We start from the raw sequence: 17282 nt of genomic DNA, 5'->3' as shown, positions 1-17282 counted from the left end.
CTTGGCTAACGTCGCAGTGGTCGGCGCCCAATGGGGCGACGAGGGCAAGGGCAAGATTGTGGACTGGCTGTCCAATCGCGCCGACATGGTGGTGCGCTTCCAGGGCGGCCACAACGCGGGCCATACCCTGGTCGTCGACGGCAAGGTCTACAAGCTGGCGCTGCTGCCGTCGGGCGTGGTGCAGGGCAAGCCCTCGATCATCGGCAACGGCGTGGTCGTGGACCCCTGGCACCTGGTCGGCGAGATCGAGAAGATCATCGCCCAGGGCGTGGCCATCACCCCCGACATCCTGACCATCGCCGACAACGCCTGCCTGATTCTGCCGATCCACCCGGCCCTGGACGTGGCGCGCGAGGCCGCCGCCAGCGCGCCGGGCGCCAAGATCGGCACGACCGGCCGCGGCATCGGCCCGGCCTATGAGGACAAGGTCGGCCGTCGCGCCATCCGCGTCTGCGACCTGGCCAACGAAGACGACCTGAAGATCAAGATCGAGCGCCTGCGCTCGCACCACGATCCGCTGCGGGCCGGTCTGGGGCTGGAGCCGATCGACCCGGCGGCCCTGCTGGCGCAACTGCTGGAGATCGCGCCGAAGATTCTGCCCTATGTGAAGCCCGCCTGGCGGGTGCTGGACCAGGCGCAGAAGGACGGCAAGCGCGTGCTGTTCGAGGGCGCGCAAGGCGCCTTCCTGGACGTGGACCACGGCACCTATCCCTATGTGACCAGCTCCAACACCGTGGCCGGTCAGGCGGCGGCGGGGTCGGGCATTGGGCCGCGCGGCGTCGGCTATGTCCTGGGCATCGTGAAGGCTTATACGACCCGCGTCGGCGAAGGCCCGTTCGCCTGTGAGCTGAACGACGAGGTCGGCAAGCATCTGGCGGTCGTGGGCCGCGAGGTCGGCGTCAATACAGGGCGGGCGCGTCGCTGCGGCTGGTTCGACGCCGTGCTGGTGCGCCAGTCGGTGGCGATCAACGGCATCGACGGCATCGCCCTGACAAAGCTGGACGTGCTGGACGGGCTGAAGACGCTGAAGATCTGCGTCGGCTATCGCATCAACGGCGAGGTGCTGGACTACCTGCCGTCCAGCCTGAAGGATCAGGCCTCGGCGGAGCCGGTGTTCGAGGAGTTGGAAGGCTGGAACGAGAGCACCGCGGGGGTGCGCACCTTCAAGGACCTGAACGCTCATGCGCTGAAATATGTGCGCCGGATCGAGGAGTTGATCGGCGCGCCGGTGGCCCTGCTGTCGACCAGCCCCGAGCGCGACGACACCATTTTGATGCGCGATCCGTTCCAGGGCTGAGGTTGATGAGGCGCGGCGTCCCGATTAGGGAAACCGCGCCTTAACCCCCTGAGTTTACCTTCCCGGTTCCAGATGGAGCCGAGCCTTGTTCGCTTTAGACGCCAAGACGATGCAGAGGATCGCGCCGGTCGTGCGCCGGGTGCTGATCGTCGATCCCAATCCCGCCGCCGCGCGCCTGTTGTCAGACCTGCTCAAGGGGTTCGGCTCGCGCGACGTCGCGGTCGAGGGCGACGAGGCGCGGGTGATTGATCTGGCGCGCGAGATGGAGCCGGGTCTGATCCTGACCGAGCGGACCGGGCCGAAGCTGGACGGCGAGGCTCTGGCGCGACGTATCCGGCGCTCCAGCCTGTCCTGCCGCCGCGTGCCGATCATCATGGTCACCGCCGAGGCCACCGCCAGCAGCATCAAGGGCGCGCGGGATTCCGGCGTGCACGAATTCCTGAGGAAGCCCTTCACCAGCGGCGACCTGTTCCGCCGGGTCGAGAACCTGGCCACCAAGCCGCGCGACTGGGTCGAGGCGGTGGGCTATATCGGGCCGGATCGCCGTCGCTTCAACTCCGATGATTACGCCGGGCCGGGCAAGCGCAAGGCTGACAAGCCGGCGTCGGCTGCCGAAGCCGTGGTGGCGGTCAAGGATCAGGCGATGCGAATTCTGGCTTCGGCCATGGCGCAGTTCGACAGCGATCCCATGCAGGCGGTGCGCGCCATCAAGCAGCAGGCCGAGACCTTGAAGGCCCTGGCGATCAAGACGGGCGACGCCTCGCTGGCCATTGCGGCCGCGGGGCTGGAGACGAACCTGGCGGCGGGCGTGCCGACCAAGGCGACCCTGGCCGGGCCGGTGGGGGCCGTGCTGGCCCTGGCCTCGCCCGAGAGCCTGTCTCGGGCGGGCTAGGACTTCCTTCTCCCACAAGGGGAGAAGGGGTCTTAAGCGTCGACCAGGTTCCGTTCTTCGGCGGCGGCGCGCATGGCCTTTTGCAGTTTCTCGAAGGCGCGGACCTCGATCTGACGCACGCGCTCGCGCGAGACGCCGTATTGGCTGGCCAGTTCTTCCAGCGTGACCGGATCGTCCTTGAGGCGGCGTTCCGTGAGGATGTGCTTCTCGCGGTCGGTCAGTTCCTGCATGGCTTCTTCGAGCAGGCTCATGCGGATCGACTTTTCCTCGGAGTCGGCCAGGGCCGTTTCCTGGGACACCGCATCGTCGTCGGCCAGCCAGTCCTGCCACTCGCTTTCGCCGTCGGCGCGAAGGGGCGCGTTCAGCGAGGCGTCGCCGCCGAGGCGACGGTTCATGTTGGTGACCTCTTCCTCGGTCACGCCCAGCTTGGTGGCGATGGCGGCGAGGTGCTCGGGATGCAGGTCGCCTTCCTCGAAGGCCGAGATCTGGCTCTTGGCCTTGCGCAGGTTGAAGAAGAGCTTCTTCTGCGCGGCGGTCGTGCCCATCTTCACGAGCGACCAGGAGCGCAGGATATATTCCTGGATCGAGGCGCGGATCCACCACATGGCGTAGGTGGCCAGACGGAAGCCCTTGTCGGGATCGAATTTCTTGACGGCCTGCATCAGGCCAACGTTGCCCTCTGAGATCACTTCGCCGATCGGCAGGCCGTAGCCGCGATAACCCATGGCGATCTTGGCCACGAGACGAAGGTGAGAGGTGACGAGGCGGTGGGCCGCTTCGGGGTCCTGATGCTCGCTCCAGCGTTTGGCGAGCATGAACTCCTCGTCCTTGGTGAGCATCGGAAACTTACGGATTTCCGTGAGATAGCGCGACAGTCCCTGTTCAGGCGACATTACCGCGAGCGTCGAGTTAGCCATGAGACGTGGTCCCTCCGACCAAAAGCAAGAGCAGGCGTCGCGGCCATGACCACATGCGTGCGCCATCGCCTCACCCCTCAACCGATCCAGATGGGTATGGGTTGCCGCCTTGTGTAGGGGCGGATCGTCACACGAAGGCGTGACTGTGGCTCCCAAGCCACCCGTTCCGGCGCGCTCTATATAGAACACTTGCTGTTGCTGATCAAGCGTCGGGGCGCGGCAGGCTGACGCGCTTGCCAGTTCGCGCCCGGCTTTCGTATGACACCGGTAACAATTGCTTCTGGGGAGGGGTTAATGACGCAGGACATGACGCGCCGGGGTGCGATCGTCAGCGCGGTGGCTGTGGCGCTGGCGGGGACGGCCAAGGCCCAAACCTCGGCAGGCCGGGTGGAACGCTGGGGCCTGTTCGAGGTCGCCATGCAGGCGACGACGCCGGGCAACCCCTTCGCCGTCGAGGTGGTCGGGGTCTTCACGGACGGGCGGACGACGGTGCGCGCGCCGGGCTTTTATGACGGCGACGGCGTCTGGCGCATCCGCTTCTCGCCGCCCGAGACCGGCCTGTGGCGCTGGACCAGCGAAAGTCCGCTGGCGGCTCTGAATGGAATGCAGGGGCGGTTCGAGGTCGTGGCCCCCGGCGCCGGCAACCACGGGCCGGTCGGGGTGGTCGACACCCATCACTTCGCCCATGCCGACGGCACGCCCTACCGCCAGATCGGCACCACGGCCTATGGCTGGACGCACCAGCCGGCGGCCAAGCGGGCCCAGACGCTGGAGACGCTGAAGGTCGCGCCGTTCAACAAGATGCGGATGCTGGTCTTCCCCAACGCCTCGGTGAAGACCAACGAGGCCCTGTTCCCCTTCGAGAAGACCGGGCCCGGCGACAAGGATTGGGATCTGACGCGGTTCAACCCGGCCTATTTCCAGCGGCTGGAGGCCTGCGTCGCAGCGCTGGGTACGCTGGGGATCGAGGCGGACGTCATCCTGTTCCATCCCTATGACGGCCGGTACGGATTCGACGAGATGCCGGCGGAGGCGGATGATCGTTACCTGCGCTATGTCGTGGCGCGGCTGGCGGCCTATCGGAACGTCTGGTGGTCGATGGCCAATGAGTTCGACATCCTGAAGACCAAGACGGATGCGGACTGGGATCGTCTGTTCCAGGTGGTGCAGGCCAGCGATCCCTATGGGCGGCTGCGGTCGATCCACAACTGGCGGCGGCTGTACGACAACGGCAAGCCCTGGGTGACCCATTCCAGCATCCAGAACGGGTCCGCCGTGCTGGATGACGCGCGGGCCGAGACCTATCGCAGCGTCTGGCGGAAGGCGGTGATCTTCGACGAGGTCTGCTACGAGGGCTCGCTGAGCGAACGGTGGGGCAATCTGACAGGGCCGCAGATGGTGCGGGCCTTCTGGCACGGACTGATCGCGGGAACCTATGTCGGCCATTCGGAGTGTTTCCCGATCGACGGCGGCGAGTTCTGGCTGGGCGAGGGCGGCGAACTGCGCGGCGAGAGCGCGCCGAGGCTGGCCTTCCTGAAGTCGATCATGGAGGCGGGGCCGAATCCGGGGATCGAGCCGATCGACAAGTGGTGGGAGCAGCATCTGGGCGGCGTGCCGGGGCAGTACTACCTGCGCTACTTCGGCGACGACGCCCCGACCGAATGGGCAGTGGACGTGCCGCGCGACGAGATCACCGGCGGCGAACGCTTCCGGGCCGACGTCATCGACACCTGGAACATGACGGTCGAGCCCGTGCCGGGGGTCTTCACCCTGGCGCAAAAGGACACCAAATACTTCTTCCACGATCCGGCGCGCCCGACGCTGGCCCTGCCGGGGCGCAAGTGGATGGCGGTGCGCCTGACGCGGGTGGCCTGAGGCTAAAGCTCGGCCAGGAGGGCCTCCAGCCGCTGCATGTCTTCGGGCGGAGCGGTTTCGAAGCGCAGGGCCTGACCGGTCACCGGGTGGACGAAGCCGAGGACGGCGGCGTGGAGGGCCTGACGGGTCAGGCCGGTCTCGGCGACGGCGGCGCGGACCGGGGCGGCGGGGCTGCCCGAGCCATAGACGGGGTCGCCGAGCAGGGGCGAGCCCTTGGACGCCATGTGGACGCGGATCTGGTGGGTGCGGCCGGTGTGCAGGGTGCAGGCGACGCGGGCGGCCATGGGGGCGCCCGACGCCTTGGCGGGCTGGCCGAAGGTCTTCTGCACCACATAGTCGGTGATGGCCTCGCGCCCGCCGCCCTTGAGCACGGCCATCTTCTTGCGGTCATGGGGCGAGCGGCCGATCAGGGTCTGGATGCGGCCCTTCTCGGGCGTAGGCGCGCCGCGTGTGAGGGCGATATAGGTGCGCTCGATGTCGTGGGTCGCGAACAGGGCGGACAGGCCCTGGTGGGCGCGGTCGGTCTTGGCGGCGACCATGACGCCGGAGGTGTCCTTGTCCAGACGGTGGACGATGCCGGGGCGGGCGACGCCGCCGATGCCCGACAGGCTGTCGCCGCAGTGGGCCAGCAGGGCGTTGACCAGGGTGCCGGTCTCGCAGCCCGGCGCCGGGTGGGCGGCCATGCCGGGGGCCTTGTCGATGACGATCAGGTCGGCGTCCTCGTAAAGGACGGTCAGGGGGATGGCCTCGGGCAGGGGCGTGGCCGGGGCGACGGGCGGCAGGACGACGGCGTAGAGGCCCGCCTGGGCCTTGGCCGAGCCGCTGGTGACCGGCTGGCCGTCGCGGGAGACGGCGCCTTCGGCCAGCAGGGCCTGCAGCCGGGCGCGCGACAGGGCGGGGAAGGCGGCGGCCAGGGCCTTGTCCAGACGGACGCCGGGCGCGTCGATCCGCGCCTCGAGCATTTCCGCGTCGTCGTCTTCCGTCAGCAAAGGTTCCTCGGCCATAGGGCGAAATAGCATGGCTTGCCGGGTGGGTCGTCATGTCGTCCACTGACCGCGGTCAAGCTTTAGGGGAGACGGGCATGAAACTGATGATCGCCGCCGCCGTCGCCATGACGGGCCTGGCCCTGTTGGCCAGCTGCACCACCATGACCAAGGAGCAGTGCCTGGCGGGGGCCTGGGGCGAGAAGGGCTATCAGGACGGGCTGTCGGGCTATCGCCCCAGCCGGCTGGACGACCACGCCCAGGCCTGCGCCAAGTATGGCGCGGCGCCGAACCCCAGCGCCTATCTGTCGGCGCGCGAGGACGGGCTGCGGACCTATTGCACCTGGGAGAGCGGCTTCCGTCAGGGGCGGCAGGGCAACAGCTATGGCGGGGTCTGTTCGCCCGCCGAAGAGCGCGACTTCCTGCCCGCCTATGAGGACGGGCGGCGGATCTATGTGGTCGAGCAGGCGGTGTCGTCGGCGGAAAGCGCGCTGAACTCGGCTGTCAGCCGGATCGACGACCGCGAGGACAAACTGGAGGCCAAGGAACGGGAACTGCGCCAGGAGGGGCTGAGCGACGAGCAGCGTCAGCGCATCCGTGACCGCATCCGCGAGGTGCGCGGGGAAATCCGTGATGCGCGTCGTGACGCGCGGCAGGCCGAGAGCGACCTGCGCCACGCCGAGATCGAGGCGCGGGCGGTGATCGGCGCCATCGGCGGGCGCTACGGGGTCTGGTGAAAACGACGACGCCCGCCTTCGGCGAGAAGGCGGGCGTTTCAGTCAGTCTAGCGCTGGCGGAGCCGATCAGCCGATGCGCGGGTCCAGGTCGCCGGCGGCGTAGCGCTTGGCCATCTGGGCGGTGGACAAGGGCTTGATCTTGGACGCCTGGCCTTCGCAGCCGAACTGCTGGTAGCGCTCGATGCACAGCTTGCGCATGGCTTCCTTGGCGGGCTTCAGATAGGCGCGCGGGTCGAACTCGCTGGGCTTCTCGGCCAGGACCTTACGGATAGCGCCGGTGATGGCCATGCGGTTGTCGGTGTCGATGTTGATCTTGCGCACGCCGTGCTTGATGCCGCGCTGGATCTCTTCGACCGGCACGCCCCAGGTCTGGGGCATCTGGCCGCCGTAGGCGTTGATGATGTCCTGCAGGTCCTGCGGCACCGAGGACGAGCCGTGCATCACCAGGTGGGTGTTGGGCAGGCGGCGGTGGATTTCCTCGATCACGTTCATGGCCAGAACGTCGCCGTCCGGCTGGCGCGTGAACTTGTAGGCGCCGTGCGAGGTGCCCATCGCAATCGCCAGAGCGTCGACCTTGGTGGCCTTGACGAAGTCGACGGCCTGATCCGGGTCGGTCAGCAGTTGCGAGTGGTCCAGCTTGCCTTCGAAGCCGTGGCCGTCTTCGGCCTCGCCCATGCCGGTTTCCAGCGAGCCGAGCACGCCCAGTTCACCCTCGACCGAGACGCCGCAGGAGTGGGCCATTTCGGTGACGCGACGGGTGACGTCGACATTGTATTCGTAGGAGGCGGGGGTCTTGGCGTCTTCTTCCAGCGAGCCGTCCATCATCACCGAGGTGAAACCGTACTGGATGGCGGTGGCGCAGGTCGCCGGGCCGTTGCCGTGGTCCTGGTGCATGCAGACCGGGATGTGCGGATAGAGCTCGGCCAGGCCGTCGATCAGCTTGGCCAGGATGATGTCGTTGGCGTAGTTGCGGGCGCCGCGCGAGGCCTGGATGATGACCGGGGCGTTGACCTCGTGGGCCGCCTCCATGATCGCCAGACCCTGCTCCATGTTGTTGATGTTGTAGGCTGGCAGGCCGTAGTCGTGCTCCGCCGCGTGGTCGAGCAGTTGTCGCAGCGTGATGCGCGCCATGGGTATTCTCCTGAGCCGGTATTATTTTGCCGAGGCTTTAGCCCGAAGGGCCGAGGAAGTCACGCCGGGTCACCAGACCAATCCGGCGTTCGCTGAAGCAGAAGATAAGGAAAACCCCGCCTCTGCAAGGAGGCGGGGTCCAGAAGTCTGACAAGGTCAGGTCAGGCGCGCAGGGCCTCGACGCCCGGCAGAACCTTGCCTTCCATCCATTCCAGGAAGGCCCCGCCGGCGGTGGAGACGAAGGTCATGTCGTCGGCCGTGCCCGCGTGGTTCAGGGCCGCGACGGTGTCGCCGCCGCCGGCCACGGCGATCAGCTTGCCGGCATGGGCCAGTTCGGCGGCGTGTTTGGCCGCGGCCACCGTGGCCTTGTCGAAGGGCGGGACCTCGAACACGCCCAGCGGGCCGTTCCAGATCAGGGTCTTCGACAGGTCCATGGCGCGGTTCAGGCGGGCGACGGTCTCGGGACCGGCGTCCAGGATCAGGTCGTCGGCGGCGATGCGGTCCAGGGCGCGGACGCCCGACTCGATGCCCGGCTTGACGCCCTTGGCCACCACGACGTCGACCGGCAGCAGCAGCTCGCAGCCCTTCTGACGGGCTTCCTCGATGATTTCGAGGGCGGTGTCGGCCAGGTCCTTCTCGCACAGCGAGCCGCCGACATCGACGCCCTGGGCGTGCAGGAAGGTGTTGGCCATGCCGCCGCCGATGGCCAGGTAGTCCAGCTTGGCGACCAGGTTCTTGAGCAGGTCCAGCTTGGTGGAGACCTTGGCGCCGCCGACGATGCCGATAACGGGCTTCTGCGGGGCGCCGAGGGCGGCGTCGAGGGCTTGCAGCTCGCGCTTCATGGCTTCACCGGCGTAGGCGGGCAGCAAGCGAGCCAGACCCTCGGTCGAGGCGTGGGCGCGGTGAGCGGCCGAGAAGGCGTCGTTGACATAGATGTCGCCCAGTTCCGCCAGCTGGGCGGCGAAGGCCGGGTCGTTCTTTTCCTCGCCCTTGTGGAAACGGACGTTCTCCAGCAGCAGCACGCCGCCGGCGTCCAGATCGGCCACGGCGGCCTTGGCCTCGTCGCCCACGCAGTCGTCGGCGAAGCGGACGGGGCCGTGCAGCAGCAGCTCAAGCGGTTCGACCACGGGGCGCAGGCTCATCGAGGCCACACGCTCGCCCTTGGGACGGTCGAAATGGGCCAGCAGGACGACCTTGGCGCCGGCTTCGCGCAGGCGGTGGATGGTCGGCAGGGCGGCCTTCAGACGGGTGTCGTCGGTGACCTTGCCGTCCTCCATCGGCACGTTGAAGTCCACGCGGACCAGAGCGGTCCGGCCGGACAGGTCAGCGGCGTCGTCGAGGGTGCGGAAGGTCATGGTGGCATTTCCAGGTCTTCCTTCTCCCTGTGGGAGAAGGTGGCCCGCAGGGCCGGATGAAGGTCGAACGTATCAGTCGGCGTAAGCCGTGGTCAGGGTGTGATCAAGCTGCGTGCGCGCGAATGGCGGCGGCGATGAGCTCGGGCTCGCTCAACACCTGGGTGTCGGTGAAGCGGAAGATGGTCCATCCTAGGGCTTCAAGCTCGGTCTGCCTCAGGTGATCGCTGGTCACGACCTCGTCCCGATCATGGACGCCGCCGTCGATCTCGATCACCAATCGCAGGTGGTCGCAGGCGAAATCCGCGACATATCGGCTGATCGGATGCTGGCGGCGGAACTTGTGGCCGTCGATCCGGCCACCTCGCAGCAAGGCCCAGACGCGCTGTTCGGCCAGTCCGGCGTCTTGTCGAAGCGTGCGGGCGAAGGCGGTGCGTTCCACAGTCATGGCCGCCGACTCTCACCCTTTCGCGCAACCAATCGCCTTTGGCTCTTGGGCGCTCAAGCCCTCTCCCATCGGGAGAGGGCTCAGCGTTTCGTCTTACAGGAACTTGGCCATCACCAAGGCGGTGTCGGCCATGCGGGTCGCGAAGCCCCATTCGTTGTCGTACCAGCTCAGGACGCGGGCCAGCTTGCCGTCGATGACTTGCGTCTGCGGCAGGGCGGCGGTCGAGGAGGCGGCGATGTGGTTCAGGTCCGACGAGACCAGCGGGTCGGTCGTGGTGAACAGGACGCCGTTCATCGGACCGTCGGCGGCGGCTTGCAGGGCGGCGTTGATTTCCTCGACGGTCACGTCGCGGGCGGCGACGACCTTCAGGTCCACGACCGAGACGTTCGGGGTCGGGACGCGGATCGACGAGCCGTCCAGCTTGCCCTTCAGTTCCGGCAGGACCAGTCCCAGGGCCTTGGCGGCGCCGGTCGAGGTCGGGATCATGGACAGGGCGGCGGCGCGGCCGCGGTACAGGTCCTTGTGCATCGTATCCAGCGTCGGCTGGTCGCCGGTGTAGGCGTGGATGGTGGTCATGTAGCCGCGCTCGATGCCGAACAGGTCGTTCAGCACCTTGGCCACGGGGGCCAGGGCGTTGGTGGTGCACGAGCCGTTGGACACGACGATGTCGTCGGCGGTCAGGGTCTCATGGTTGACCTTGAAGACGATGGTCTTGTCGGCGTTGTCGGCCGGCGCCGAGACCAGGACGCGCTTGGCGCCGGCCTTCAGGTGGGCCGAGGCCTTGTCCTTGGAGGTGAAGATGCCGGTGCACTCGAAGGCGATGTCGACCTTCAGTTCGGCGTGCGGCAGGTTGGCCGGGTCGCGCTCGGCGGTGACCTTGATCTTGCCGGTGCCGACGTCGATCCAGTCCTCGCCCGAGGTCACGGTGCCGGGGAAGCGGCCGTGCACCGAGTCGTAGCGCAGCAGGTGGGCGTTGGTCTCGACCGGGCCCAGGTCGTTGATCGCCACGACCTCGATGTCCTTGCGGCCATGCTCGACGATCGAGCGAAGCACGAGGCGGCCGATGCGGCCGAAGCCGTTGATGGCGACGCGAACGGTCATGGGGAGGTCTCCTGAGCAAGGACGGTTTTTAGTTGGATGCCTTCTCGGACTATCGGCGTCACGATTCAACCCCGCGCCCGTAACAAGGTGTGATCGGGTGTAACCGAACCCAAACCTAGGCGGAGCGGCGCAGCAGTCGGCTGACCCCGGTCTGGCTGTCGAGAACCTCAAGCGCCGTGACGCGGCCCGCCTCGTCGCGCACGAAGCGGATGCGGCGATAGGGCTCGTCCACGTCAAAGAAGAGGTCGGGCGACAGGGGGCGCAGACGCCAGGCGGGGCGGCGCTCGTTGCGCCAGGTCAGCCCGTCGGCGCTGGCCTGAACCACCGAACCGCCATAGGCGCCGAGGTAGGCGGCGGGGTCGACCGACAGGACGGGGGCGTCGAGCGCATCGCCCACCCAGGCCGCCTCGATCACGGCGGCGGGCGCAGCGTCGGGCTGGTTGGCGAGGGCGGCCTTCCAGGCGGTTTTCAGCGCGTCCTCGGCGGGAACAGCCACGTCGGGGCGGACGCCGACCTTCTCCCAGTTGCCGCCGGTCAGGGGATTGGTCGGCGAGCCGGTGGAGATGAAGACGCGATAGCCCGAGGGCGTGAAGACGGGGCCGCCCGGATTGGCCGCGCCGCCCGAGGTCTCGCCGACGATGACGGCGCGCCCGGCGGCCTGCATCGTGTAGGCGAAGGCTTCGGCCGCCGAGCCGGTGCGGCCGCTGATCAGGACATAGACCGGCACGTCCACGCGCGGGGCGGCGTAGGGCTGGGCCGGGGCTTCGCGGCTTTCGCCCTCGCGCGAATGGAAGCGGTTATAGACGTCGGCGTCCGGCCCGACGAAGGCGCTGACCAGATAGCCGACCATGGCGGGCGAACCGCCGCCGTTGTTGCGCAGGTCGATGATGACCGCATCGGTGTTGGAAACCAGTTGAAGCGCGGCGTCGACCTGTTTGCGGGCGGGATCGTCGGGTCCCTCGAAATTCCCGAAGAAGCGCATCTCGATCAGGCCTACATTGCCGGGCAGGATCTGAACCGCGCGGAAGCCTTGCCCGCTGCGGGCGGCGACCACGGGGAATGGCACGGGGACGAGGCCCGACGAAGCCGTCGTCGACCGGGCGGGAGCGGAGCCTGACGGTGCAGGGCGGCCCACGCTGAAATGCTGGTCGTAGGGTTCCAGCCGCGCGGTCAGGGCCGTTTCCAGATCGCGGGGATCGGTCAGGGCGTCGTAGCGGCCCGCGGCGGCCTCGGTTTCCAGGGCCGTGGCGATGGTCTCGGCCTTGGCGGGGTCGAAATAGGCGTCGCGGATGGCGGCGGCGATCTGACCGACGACGACGCGGGGGGCGGCCGGGGCCTCGGCCTGTCGCGCCAGGACGGGCGAGGCGGCGAGCAGCAGGGCGGCGATGAGGCTGAGGGCGAGGGCTTTCATGTCCGTCAGCTTATGCCGTCGCTCCGCCTTGGCGAGTGAACTCTGTGTAAGGCGGCTGACGCGCATATGGCGGTTGAGCGCACGGGGCGTGCGGCTATCCTGAGTTCATGAGATTGTCCGCCCGTCTTTGCATTCTGGCTGTCGCCGCCTTTGTGACGGGGGGTGGCGCGCCTGCGGTCGCGCGGGTGCAGGAGGCGACGGTCGCCAGCGTCGCCGTAGAGGCACCGACGACTGAGCGTTTGGCGATGAACGTCCGCATCTTTGACGGCGTGTGGAAGGAGGTCCGCGACCGCTACTACGATCCAGGTCTGCATGGCGTGGACTGGGACGCGGCCGGTGAGGCGTGGCGACCCCAGGCCCTGGCCGCGACGACCGACCGCGCCCTTTACGCCGCCCTGCGGTCCATGCTGCGGCTGCTGGACGACACCCATGCCAATGTCATGGAACCCGCCGCCGCGCGCCGTCAGGACGCAGCCCGTCTGAGCCGGGCGGTCATGGGGGTGACCCTGGCGCTGCAGGATAGCGGCGTCTGGCGCATCGAACAGGTGCGGGCCGGCTCGCCGGCCGAGGCGGCGGGCGTCATGCCGGGCTGGGTGCTGGCCGATGTGGACGGCGAAACCTGGGGCCCGGATTTGGAGGTCGTGGACGGACGCCCCACTCGTCTGGGCTTGCTGGACGATGCGGGCGTGCGCCGCGACATCACCCTGACGCCGCGCGTCATGGAACCGCCGCCCCTGTTCATCGCGGACCGGACGCGGCCGGGGGTGGCGGTTCTGACCATTGCGGCCTTCCGCCCCGGCCTGGGGGCGTGGATGGGCGAGCAACTGGCCGCCATTCCTGCGGACGATGCCGTCATTCTGGACCTGAGGGGCAATCCGGGCGGGCATCTGGCCGAGGCGGACGCGGTCCTGTCCTGCTTCCTGCCGCGGGGGCGGGCATGGGCGACACGGACGGCGCGATCAGGGCGTCACGCGGTGATGCGGACCAGCGGGGGCTGCGGTTCCTTGCGCCGACCAGCGGCGAACGAGGTGGTGGTGCTGGTGGATGCTTCCAGCCGCAGCGCGGCCGAACTGACCCCCGCTGCACTTCAGGAAGCCGGGCGAGCGCTGATCGTGGGGCGCAAGACGGCGGGCGCTGTGCTGATCGCCCAGGAGACAGACCTGCCCGATGGGGGGCGGATGATCCTCAGTCGTTTCGACTTCATCACCATAGGCGGGACACGGCTGGAGAAGCAGGGCGTCATCCCTGACCTGGAGGCCGAAACCAGTCCCGAGGACCGCCGGGTCCAGCGTGACCCGGCGCTGGACGCCGCCGTCGAGGCTGTCAGCGCCCGGCGGGCTGCGGCTGCGGCCTTAGCAGCAGCGAAAGCCGCCTGAGCCGCCGAAGCGCCGCGCCTCGTGCAGGCGGAAGAAGGCGGTACGGTCCAGCGGCGGCTGCTCGGGGTGCGTCGCTTCGGCGTGGGCGACATAGACCTCATAGTCGGGCTGGCCGACCATGAGGCTGGCGGTGCGGCGGGCGTCCTTGCCCCACCGCACCAGGGCATCCCGGCAGACGCAAAGCAGGTCTGCGCCGCTGTCCTGCGGGGCGGGCCTAGGCACGGGCCGTGTCCATGGCTTCGTCCTCGAGCGTCAGCTCGTGGGCGGCGGGTTGCTCGACCACGGTCGGGTGGTTGATCTTCCGGGCCTTGAGGCAGGCGCGGACGCCGTAGACCACCATGGTCAGGACCACGAACAGGAAGCCCGCCGTCAGGGCCGAGTTGACGTAGTCGTTGATGATGATGCGGTGCATGTCGCCCGCCGTCTTGGCCGGGGCCAGGATGTCGCCGGCGGTCAGGGCGTCCTGATACTTACGCGCGTGGGCCAGGAAGCCGATCTTGACGTCAGGGTGCAGCAGCTTCTGGAAGCCCGCCGTCAGGGTGCAGATCAGCAGCCAGACCGCCGGGACCGCCGTGGCCCAGGCGAAGCGCTCGCGCTTCATCTTGAACAGGACGACCGTGCCCAGGATCAGGGCGACGGCGGCCAGCATCTGGTTGGCGATGCCGAACAGCGGCCACAGGCTGTTGATGCCGCCCAGCGGGTCGACCACGCCGGTGTAGAGGAAGTAGCCCCACAGGCTGACCGTCAGGGCCGTGGCCACGACGTTGGCGGTCCAGGACTTGGTCTCGCGCATCTTGGGCACGGCCACGCCCAGCAGGTCCTGGATCATGAAGCGGCAGACGCGGGTGCCGGCGTCGACCGTGGTCAGGATGAACAGGGCCTCGAACAGGATGGCGAAGTGGTACCAGAAGGCCATCATGGCCTTGCCGCCGATGACGCCCGACAGAATGTGCGCCATGCCGACGGCCAGCGTCGGGGCGCCGCCCGCGCGCGACAGGATGGAGTGCTCGCCCACGTCGCGGGCCAGTTGCTCCAGCTCGGCCGGGGTGATGTGGAAGCCCCACTGGGCCACGGCGGCGGCGGCGGACGCCGCGTTGTCGCCGATGACCGCGACCGGGCTGTTCATGGCGAAGTAGACGGCCGGGTCCAGCACGGTGGCGGCGATCAGGGCCATGATGGCCACGAAGCTCTCGCACAGCATGGCGCCATAGCCGATCAGCGGGATCTGGTTCTCGTTCTCCAGCAGCTTGGGCGTGGTGCCCGACGAGATCAGGGCGTGGAAGCCCGAGACGGCTCCACAAGCAATGGTGATGAACAGGAAGGGGAAGAGGGCGCCGGAGAAGACCGGGCCGGTGCCGTCGATGAAGGGGGTGATGGCGGGCATCTGGACGTGCGGGCGCACGATCAGGATGCCGACGGCCAGGGCCAGGATGGCGCCGATCTTCAGGAAGGTGGACAGGTAGTCGCGCGGGGCCAGCAGCAGCCAGACCGGAATGACCGAGGCGACGAAGCCATAGGCCATCATGGCGATGGCCAGGGTCGTGCCCGACAGGGTGAAGGCCGGACCCCAGAATGGATCGGCCGCGATGTGACCGCCGCCGATGATGGCCAGGATCAGCAGAACCACGCCGATGACCGAGACCTCGCCCACGCGGCCGGGCCGCAGATAGCGGGTGTAGAGGCCCATGAAGACGGCGATGGGGATGGTGGCGGCCACGGTGAAGGTGCCCCACGGGCTTTCGGCCAGGGCCTTGACCACGACCAGGGCCAGAACCGCCAGGATGATGACCATGATCATCAGGACGCCGACCTGGGCGATGATGCCGGGGATGGGGCCCATCTCGGTGCGGACCATGTCGCCCAGAGAGCGACCGTCGCGCCGCGTGGACATGAACAGGACCATCATGTCCTGCACCGCGCCCGCCAGAACGGCCCCCACGAGGATCCACAAGACGCCGGGCAGATAGCCCATCTGCGCCGCCAGCACCGGCCCGACCAGAGGCCCTGCGCCCGCAATGGCCGCGAAGTGGTGGCCGAACAGGACGTTACGCGGCGTCGGAACGTAATCCAGCCCGTCGTTGTGCCGCACGGCAGGCGTCGGCCTGCGCGCGTTCAGCCCCATCACCTTTCCGGCCAGATAGCGGGCGTAGAAACGATAGGCGATGGCGTAGACGCACAGCGCCGCCACCACGATCCAGACGGCGCTGATGCTCTCGCCCTGATGCAGGGCGATGACGGCGAGGGCGATGGCCCCCAGAATGGCGATGGCGCCAAAAATTAGCGCGGTCTTGAGCTTGCCCATGGCGAAACGGTCCTCCGGGCCGACTAGGTGCGACCTTTCGGCATTTCTGGACCCTTTAGGGGCTCGGCGCCAACCGACTAAAGTCGAAGGACGGCGCCTTTATTTTACAGTCAGGGCAAACTTTGCGGCGTTTCTCCTCCCCATTTCATGGGGAGGTGGCACGGGTGCGCAGCGCCCGTGACGGAGGGGCCTCCTCGTCCATGCGCAGCAGCCCCTCCACCGCTACGCGGTCCCCCTCCCCATGCAATGGGGAGGAAAGAAGCGTCAGGGTCTGACGACGCGGACCTTGCCCGCCGCTTCGGTCGCGCGCTGGCGGGCCTGATCCGTGTCGGCGCCGCGGGCCAGGGCCACGCCCATGCGACGGCGCTCAAACGCCTCGGGCTTGCCGAACAGGCGCAGGTCGGCGGTCGGGACCGACAGGGCCTCGGCCACGCCTTCATAGACCACGCCCTCGGCCTCCAGACCGCCGTAGATGACGGCGCTGGCGCCAGGCTCGCGCAGGGTGACGTCCACCGGCAGGCCGAGGATGGCGCGGGCGTGCAGGGCGAACTCGCTCATGGTCTGGGTGGCAAGCGTCACCAGACCCGTATCGTGCGGACGCGGCGAGACCTCGGAGAACCAGACCTGATCGCCGGTGACGAACAGCTCGACGCCGAAGGCGCCGAGACCGCCCAGGGACTCCGTCACCTTGCCCGCGATGTCCTGCGCCGCCTTCAGCGCGGCCTCGCTCATGATCTGCGGCTGCCAGCTTTCGACATAGTCGCCCCTCTGCTGACGATGGCCGATGGGGGCGCAGAAGTCCGTGCGGACGGCGCCGTCGCGCAAAGACCGCACGGTCAGCAGGGTGATCTCATAGTCGAAGTCGATCTTGCCCTCGACGATGACCCGGCCGCCCGCGACCCGACCCGAGCCTTCCGCATAGGCCCAGGCGTCCGCGACCTGATCGGCGCTCTCGACATAGGACTGACCCTTGCCCGAGGACGACATGACCGGCTTGACGAAGCAGGGGAAGCCGACGGCCTCGGCGCCCCCCGCCAGTTCCTCGGCCGATCCGGCGAAGGCGTAGGGGCTGGTCGGCAGGCCCAGTTCCTCGGCGGCCAGACGGCGGATGCCCTCGCGGTTCATGGTCAGCTGCGTCGCCCGCGCGGTGGGGATGACGCGCGCAAAGCCCGCTTCCTCGATGCCCGCCAGCACATCGGTGGCGATGGCCTCGATCTCAGGCACGATGATGTGCGGCGCCTCGGCCAGGATGACGCCGTTCAGCACCTGGGCGTCGGTCATGGGGATGACGTGACTGCGGTGCGCCACCTGCATGGCCGGGGCGTTGGCGTAGCGGTCGACCGCGATCACCTCGGCGCCGAGGCGTTGCAGCTCGATGGCCACCTCCTTGCCCAGTTCGCCCGAGCCCAGCAGCATGACGCGGGTGGCGTGGTCGGTAAGCGGCGTGCCGATCTTCATGG

Annotated in this window: 15 protein-coding genes; 5 read left to right on the top strand and 10 right to left on the bottom strand. The window is 68.3% G+C overall.

Annotated elements, in window-relative coordinates; genetic code table 11:
• The first annotated feature begins 1 nt into the window (after position 1).
• Both RTY13_RS15560 and RTY13_RS15555 read left to right on the top strand, forming a co-directional pair.
• On the top strand, positions 2-1297 hold the full coding sequence (locus tag RTY13_RS15560) for an adenylosuccinate synthase (protein WP_312784780.1): 1296 nt from the start codon (positions 2-4) through the stop codon (positions 1295-1297).
• An 85-nt stretch (positions 1298-1382) separates the two neighbouring features.
• On the top strand, positions 1383-2189 hold the full coding sequence (locus RTY13_RS15555; protein WP_312784778.1) for a response regulator: 807 nt from the start codon (positions 1383-1385) through the stop codon (positions 2187-2189).
• 32 nt (positions 2190-2221) lie between these two features.
• On the opposite strand, the gene rpoH is transcribed toward RTY13_RS15555, so the two are convergent.
• Positions 2222-3106: an RNA polymerase sigma factor RpoH gene (gene rpoH, locus RTY13_RS15550; protein ID WP_207822703.1), complete on the bottom strand. Its 885-nt coding sequence runs from the start codon at positions 3104-3106 to the stop codon at positions 2222-2224.
• Between the two features lie 294 nt (positions 3107-3400).
• Here rpoH and RTY13_RS15545 point away from each other — a divergent pair, with 294 nt between their 5' ends.
• Positions 3401-4981, top strand: a complete 1581-nt coding sequence (locus RTY13_RS15545) for a DUF5605 domain-containing protein (protein ID WP_312784775.1) — start codon at positions 3401-3403, stop codon at positions 4979-4981.
• A gap of 2 nt (positions 4982-4983) precedes the next feature.
• Here RTY13_RS15545 and RTY13_RS15540 read toward each other — a convergent pair whose 3' ends face one another.
• Positions 4984-5985: an RluA family pseudouridine synthase gene (locus tag RTY13_RS15540; protein WP_312784773.1), complete on the bottom strand. Its 1002-nt coding sequence runs from the start codon at positions 5983-5985 to the stop codon at positions 4984-4986.
• A gap of 77 nt (positions 5986-6062) precedes the next feature.
• Here RTY13_RS15540 and RTY13_RS15535 point away from each other — a divergent pair, with 77 nt between their 5' ends.
• Complete coding sequence (locus RTY13_RS15535) at positions 6063-6701, top strand: DUF2799 domain-containing protein (protein WP_312784771.1); 639 nt, start codon at positions 6063-6065, stop codon at positions 6699-6701.
• A gap of 66 nt (positions 6702-6767) precedes the next feature.
• On the opposite strand, the gene fba is transcribed toward RTY13_RS15535, so the two are convergent.
• The 5 genes from fba to RTY13_RS15510 form a co-directional block, all read right to left on the bottom strand.
• Positions 6768-7832 carry a class II fructose-bisphosphate aldolase gene (gene fba / locus RTY13_RS15530; protein WP_312063810.1) on the bottom strand — a complete coding sequence of 355 codons (1065 nt, stop codon included), beginning with the start codon at positions 7830-7832 and terminating at the stop codon, positions 6768-6770.
• A 161-nt stretch (positions 7833-7993) separates the two neighbouring features.
• A complete protein-coding gene (locus tag RTY13_RS15525) occupies positions 7994-9187 on the bottom strand; it encodes a phosphoglycerate kinase (RefSeq protein ID WP_312784770.1) in 1194 nt (397 codons plus the stop codon).
• Positions 9188-9290: 103 nt separating this feature from the next.
• Positions 9291-9632, bottom strand: coding sequence for an endonuclease domain-containing protein (locus tag RTY13_RS15520; protein WP_312784769.1), 342 nt, complete (start codon positions 9630-9632; stop codon positions 9291-9293).
• Positions 9633-9725: 93 nt separating this feature from the next.
• Entirely contained in the window at positions 9726-10733 is a 1008-nt protein-coding gene (gene gap, locus RTY13_RS15515; protein WP_207822693.1) for a type I glyceraldehyde-3-phosphate dehydrogenase, read from the bottom strand.
• 115 nt (positions 10734-10848) lie between these two features.
• Positions 10849-12144 carry a S41 family peptidase gene (locus RTY13_RS15510; protein WP_312784767.1) on the bottom strand — a complete coding sequence of 432 codons (1296 nt, stop codon included), beginning with the start codon at positions 12142-12144 and terminating at the stop codon, positions 10849-10851.
• 113 nt (positions 12145-12257) lie between these two features.
• Here RTY13_RS15510 and RTY13_RS15505 point away from each other — a divergent pair, with 113 nt between their 5' ends.
• Entirely contained in the window at positions 12258-13520 is a 1263-nt protein-coding gene (locus RTY13_RS15505) for a S41 family peptidase (protein ID WP_409450322.1), read from the top strand.
• On the opposite strand, the gene RTY13_RS15500 is transcribed toward RTY13_RS15505, so the two are convergent.
• The 3 genes from RTY13_RS15500 to purT form a co-directional block, all read right to left on the bottom strand.
• Complete coding sequence (locus RTY13_RS15500) at positions 13497-13742, bottom strand: YbdD/YjiX family protein (protein ID WP_312784763.1); 246 nt, start codon at positions 13740-13742, stop codon at positions 13497-13499. The genes RTY13_RS15505 and RTY13_RS15500 overlap by 24 nt on opposite strands.
• Entirely contained in the window at positions 13735-15822 is a 2088-nt protein-coding gene (locus RTY13_RS15495; protein WP_312784761.1) for a carbon starvation CstA family protein, read from the bottom strand. Before RTY13_RS15495 ends, RTY13_RS15500 begins: the two co-directional genes overlap by 8 nt.
• Positions 15823-16086: 264 nt before the next feature.
• Positions 16087-17280 (bottom strand): formate-dependent phosphoribosylglycinamide formyltransferase, encoded by a 1194-nt coding sequence (gene purT / locus RTY13_RS15490; RefSeq protein WP_312784759.1) that lies wholly within the window; start codon positions 17278-17280, stop codon positions 16087-16089.
• Between the last annotated feature and the right edge of the window lie 2 nt (positions 17281-17282).

Origin of the sequence: Brevundimonas sp., from assembly GCF_032055285.1 — a bacterium.
GTDB lineage: Bacteria > Pseudomonadota > Alphaproteobacteria > Caulobacterales > Caulobacteraceae > Brevundimonas.
The sequence above is the reverse complement of the archived record's forward strand: the minus strand, read 5'-3'. Positions and strand labels throughout refer to the sequence as shown.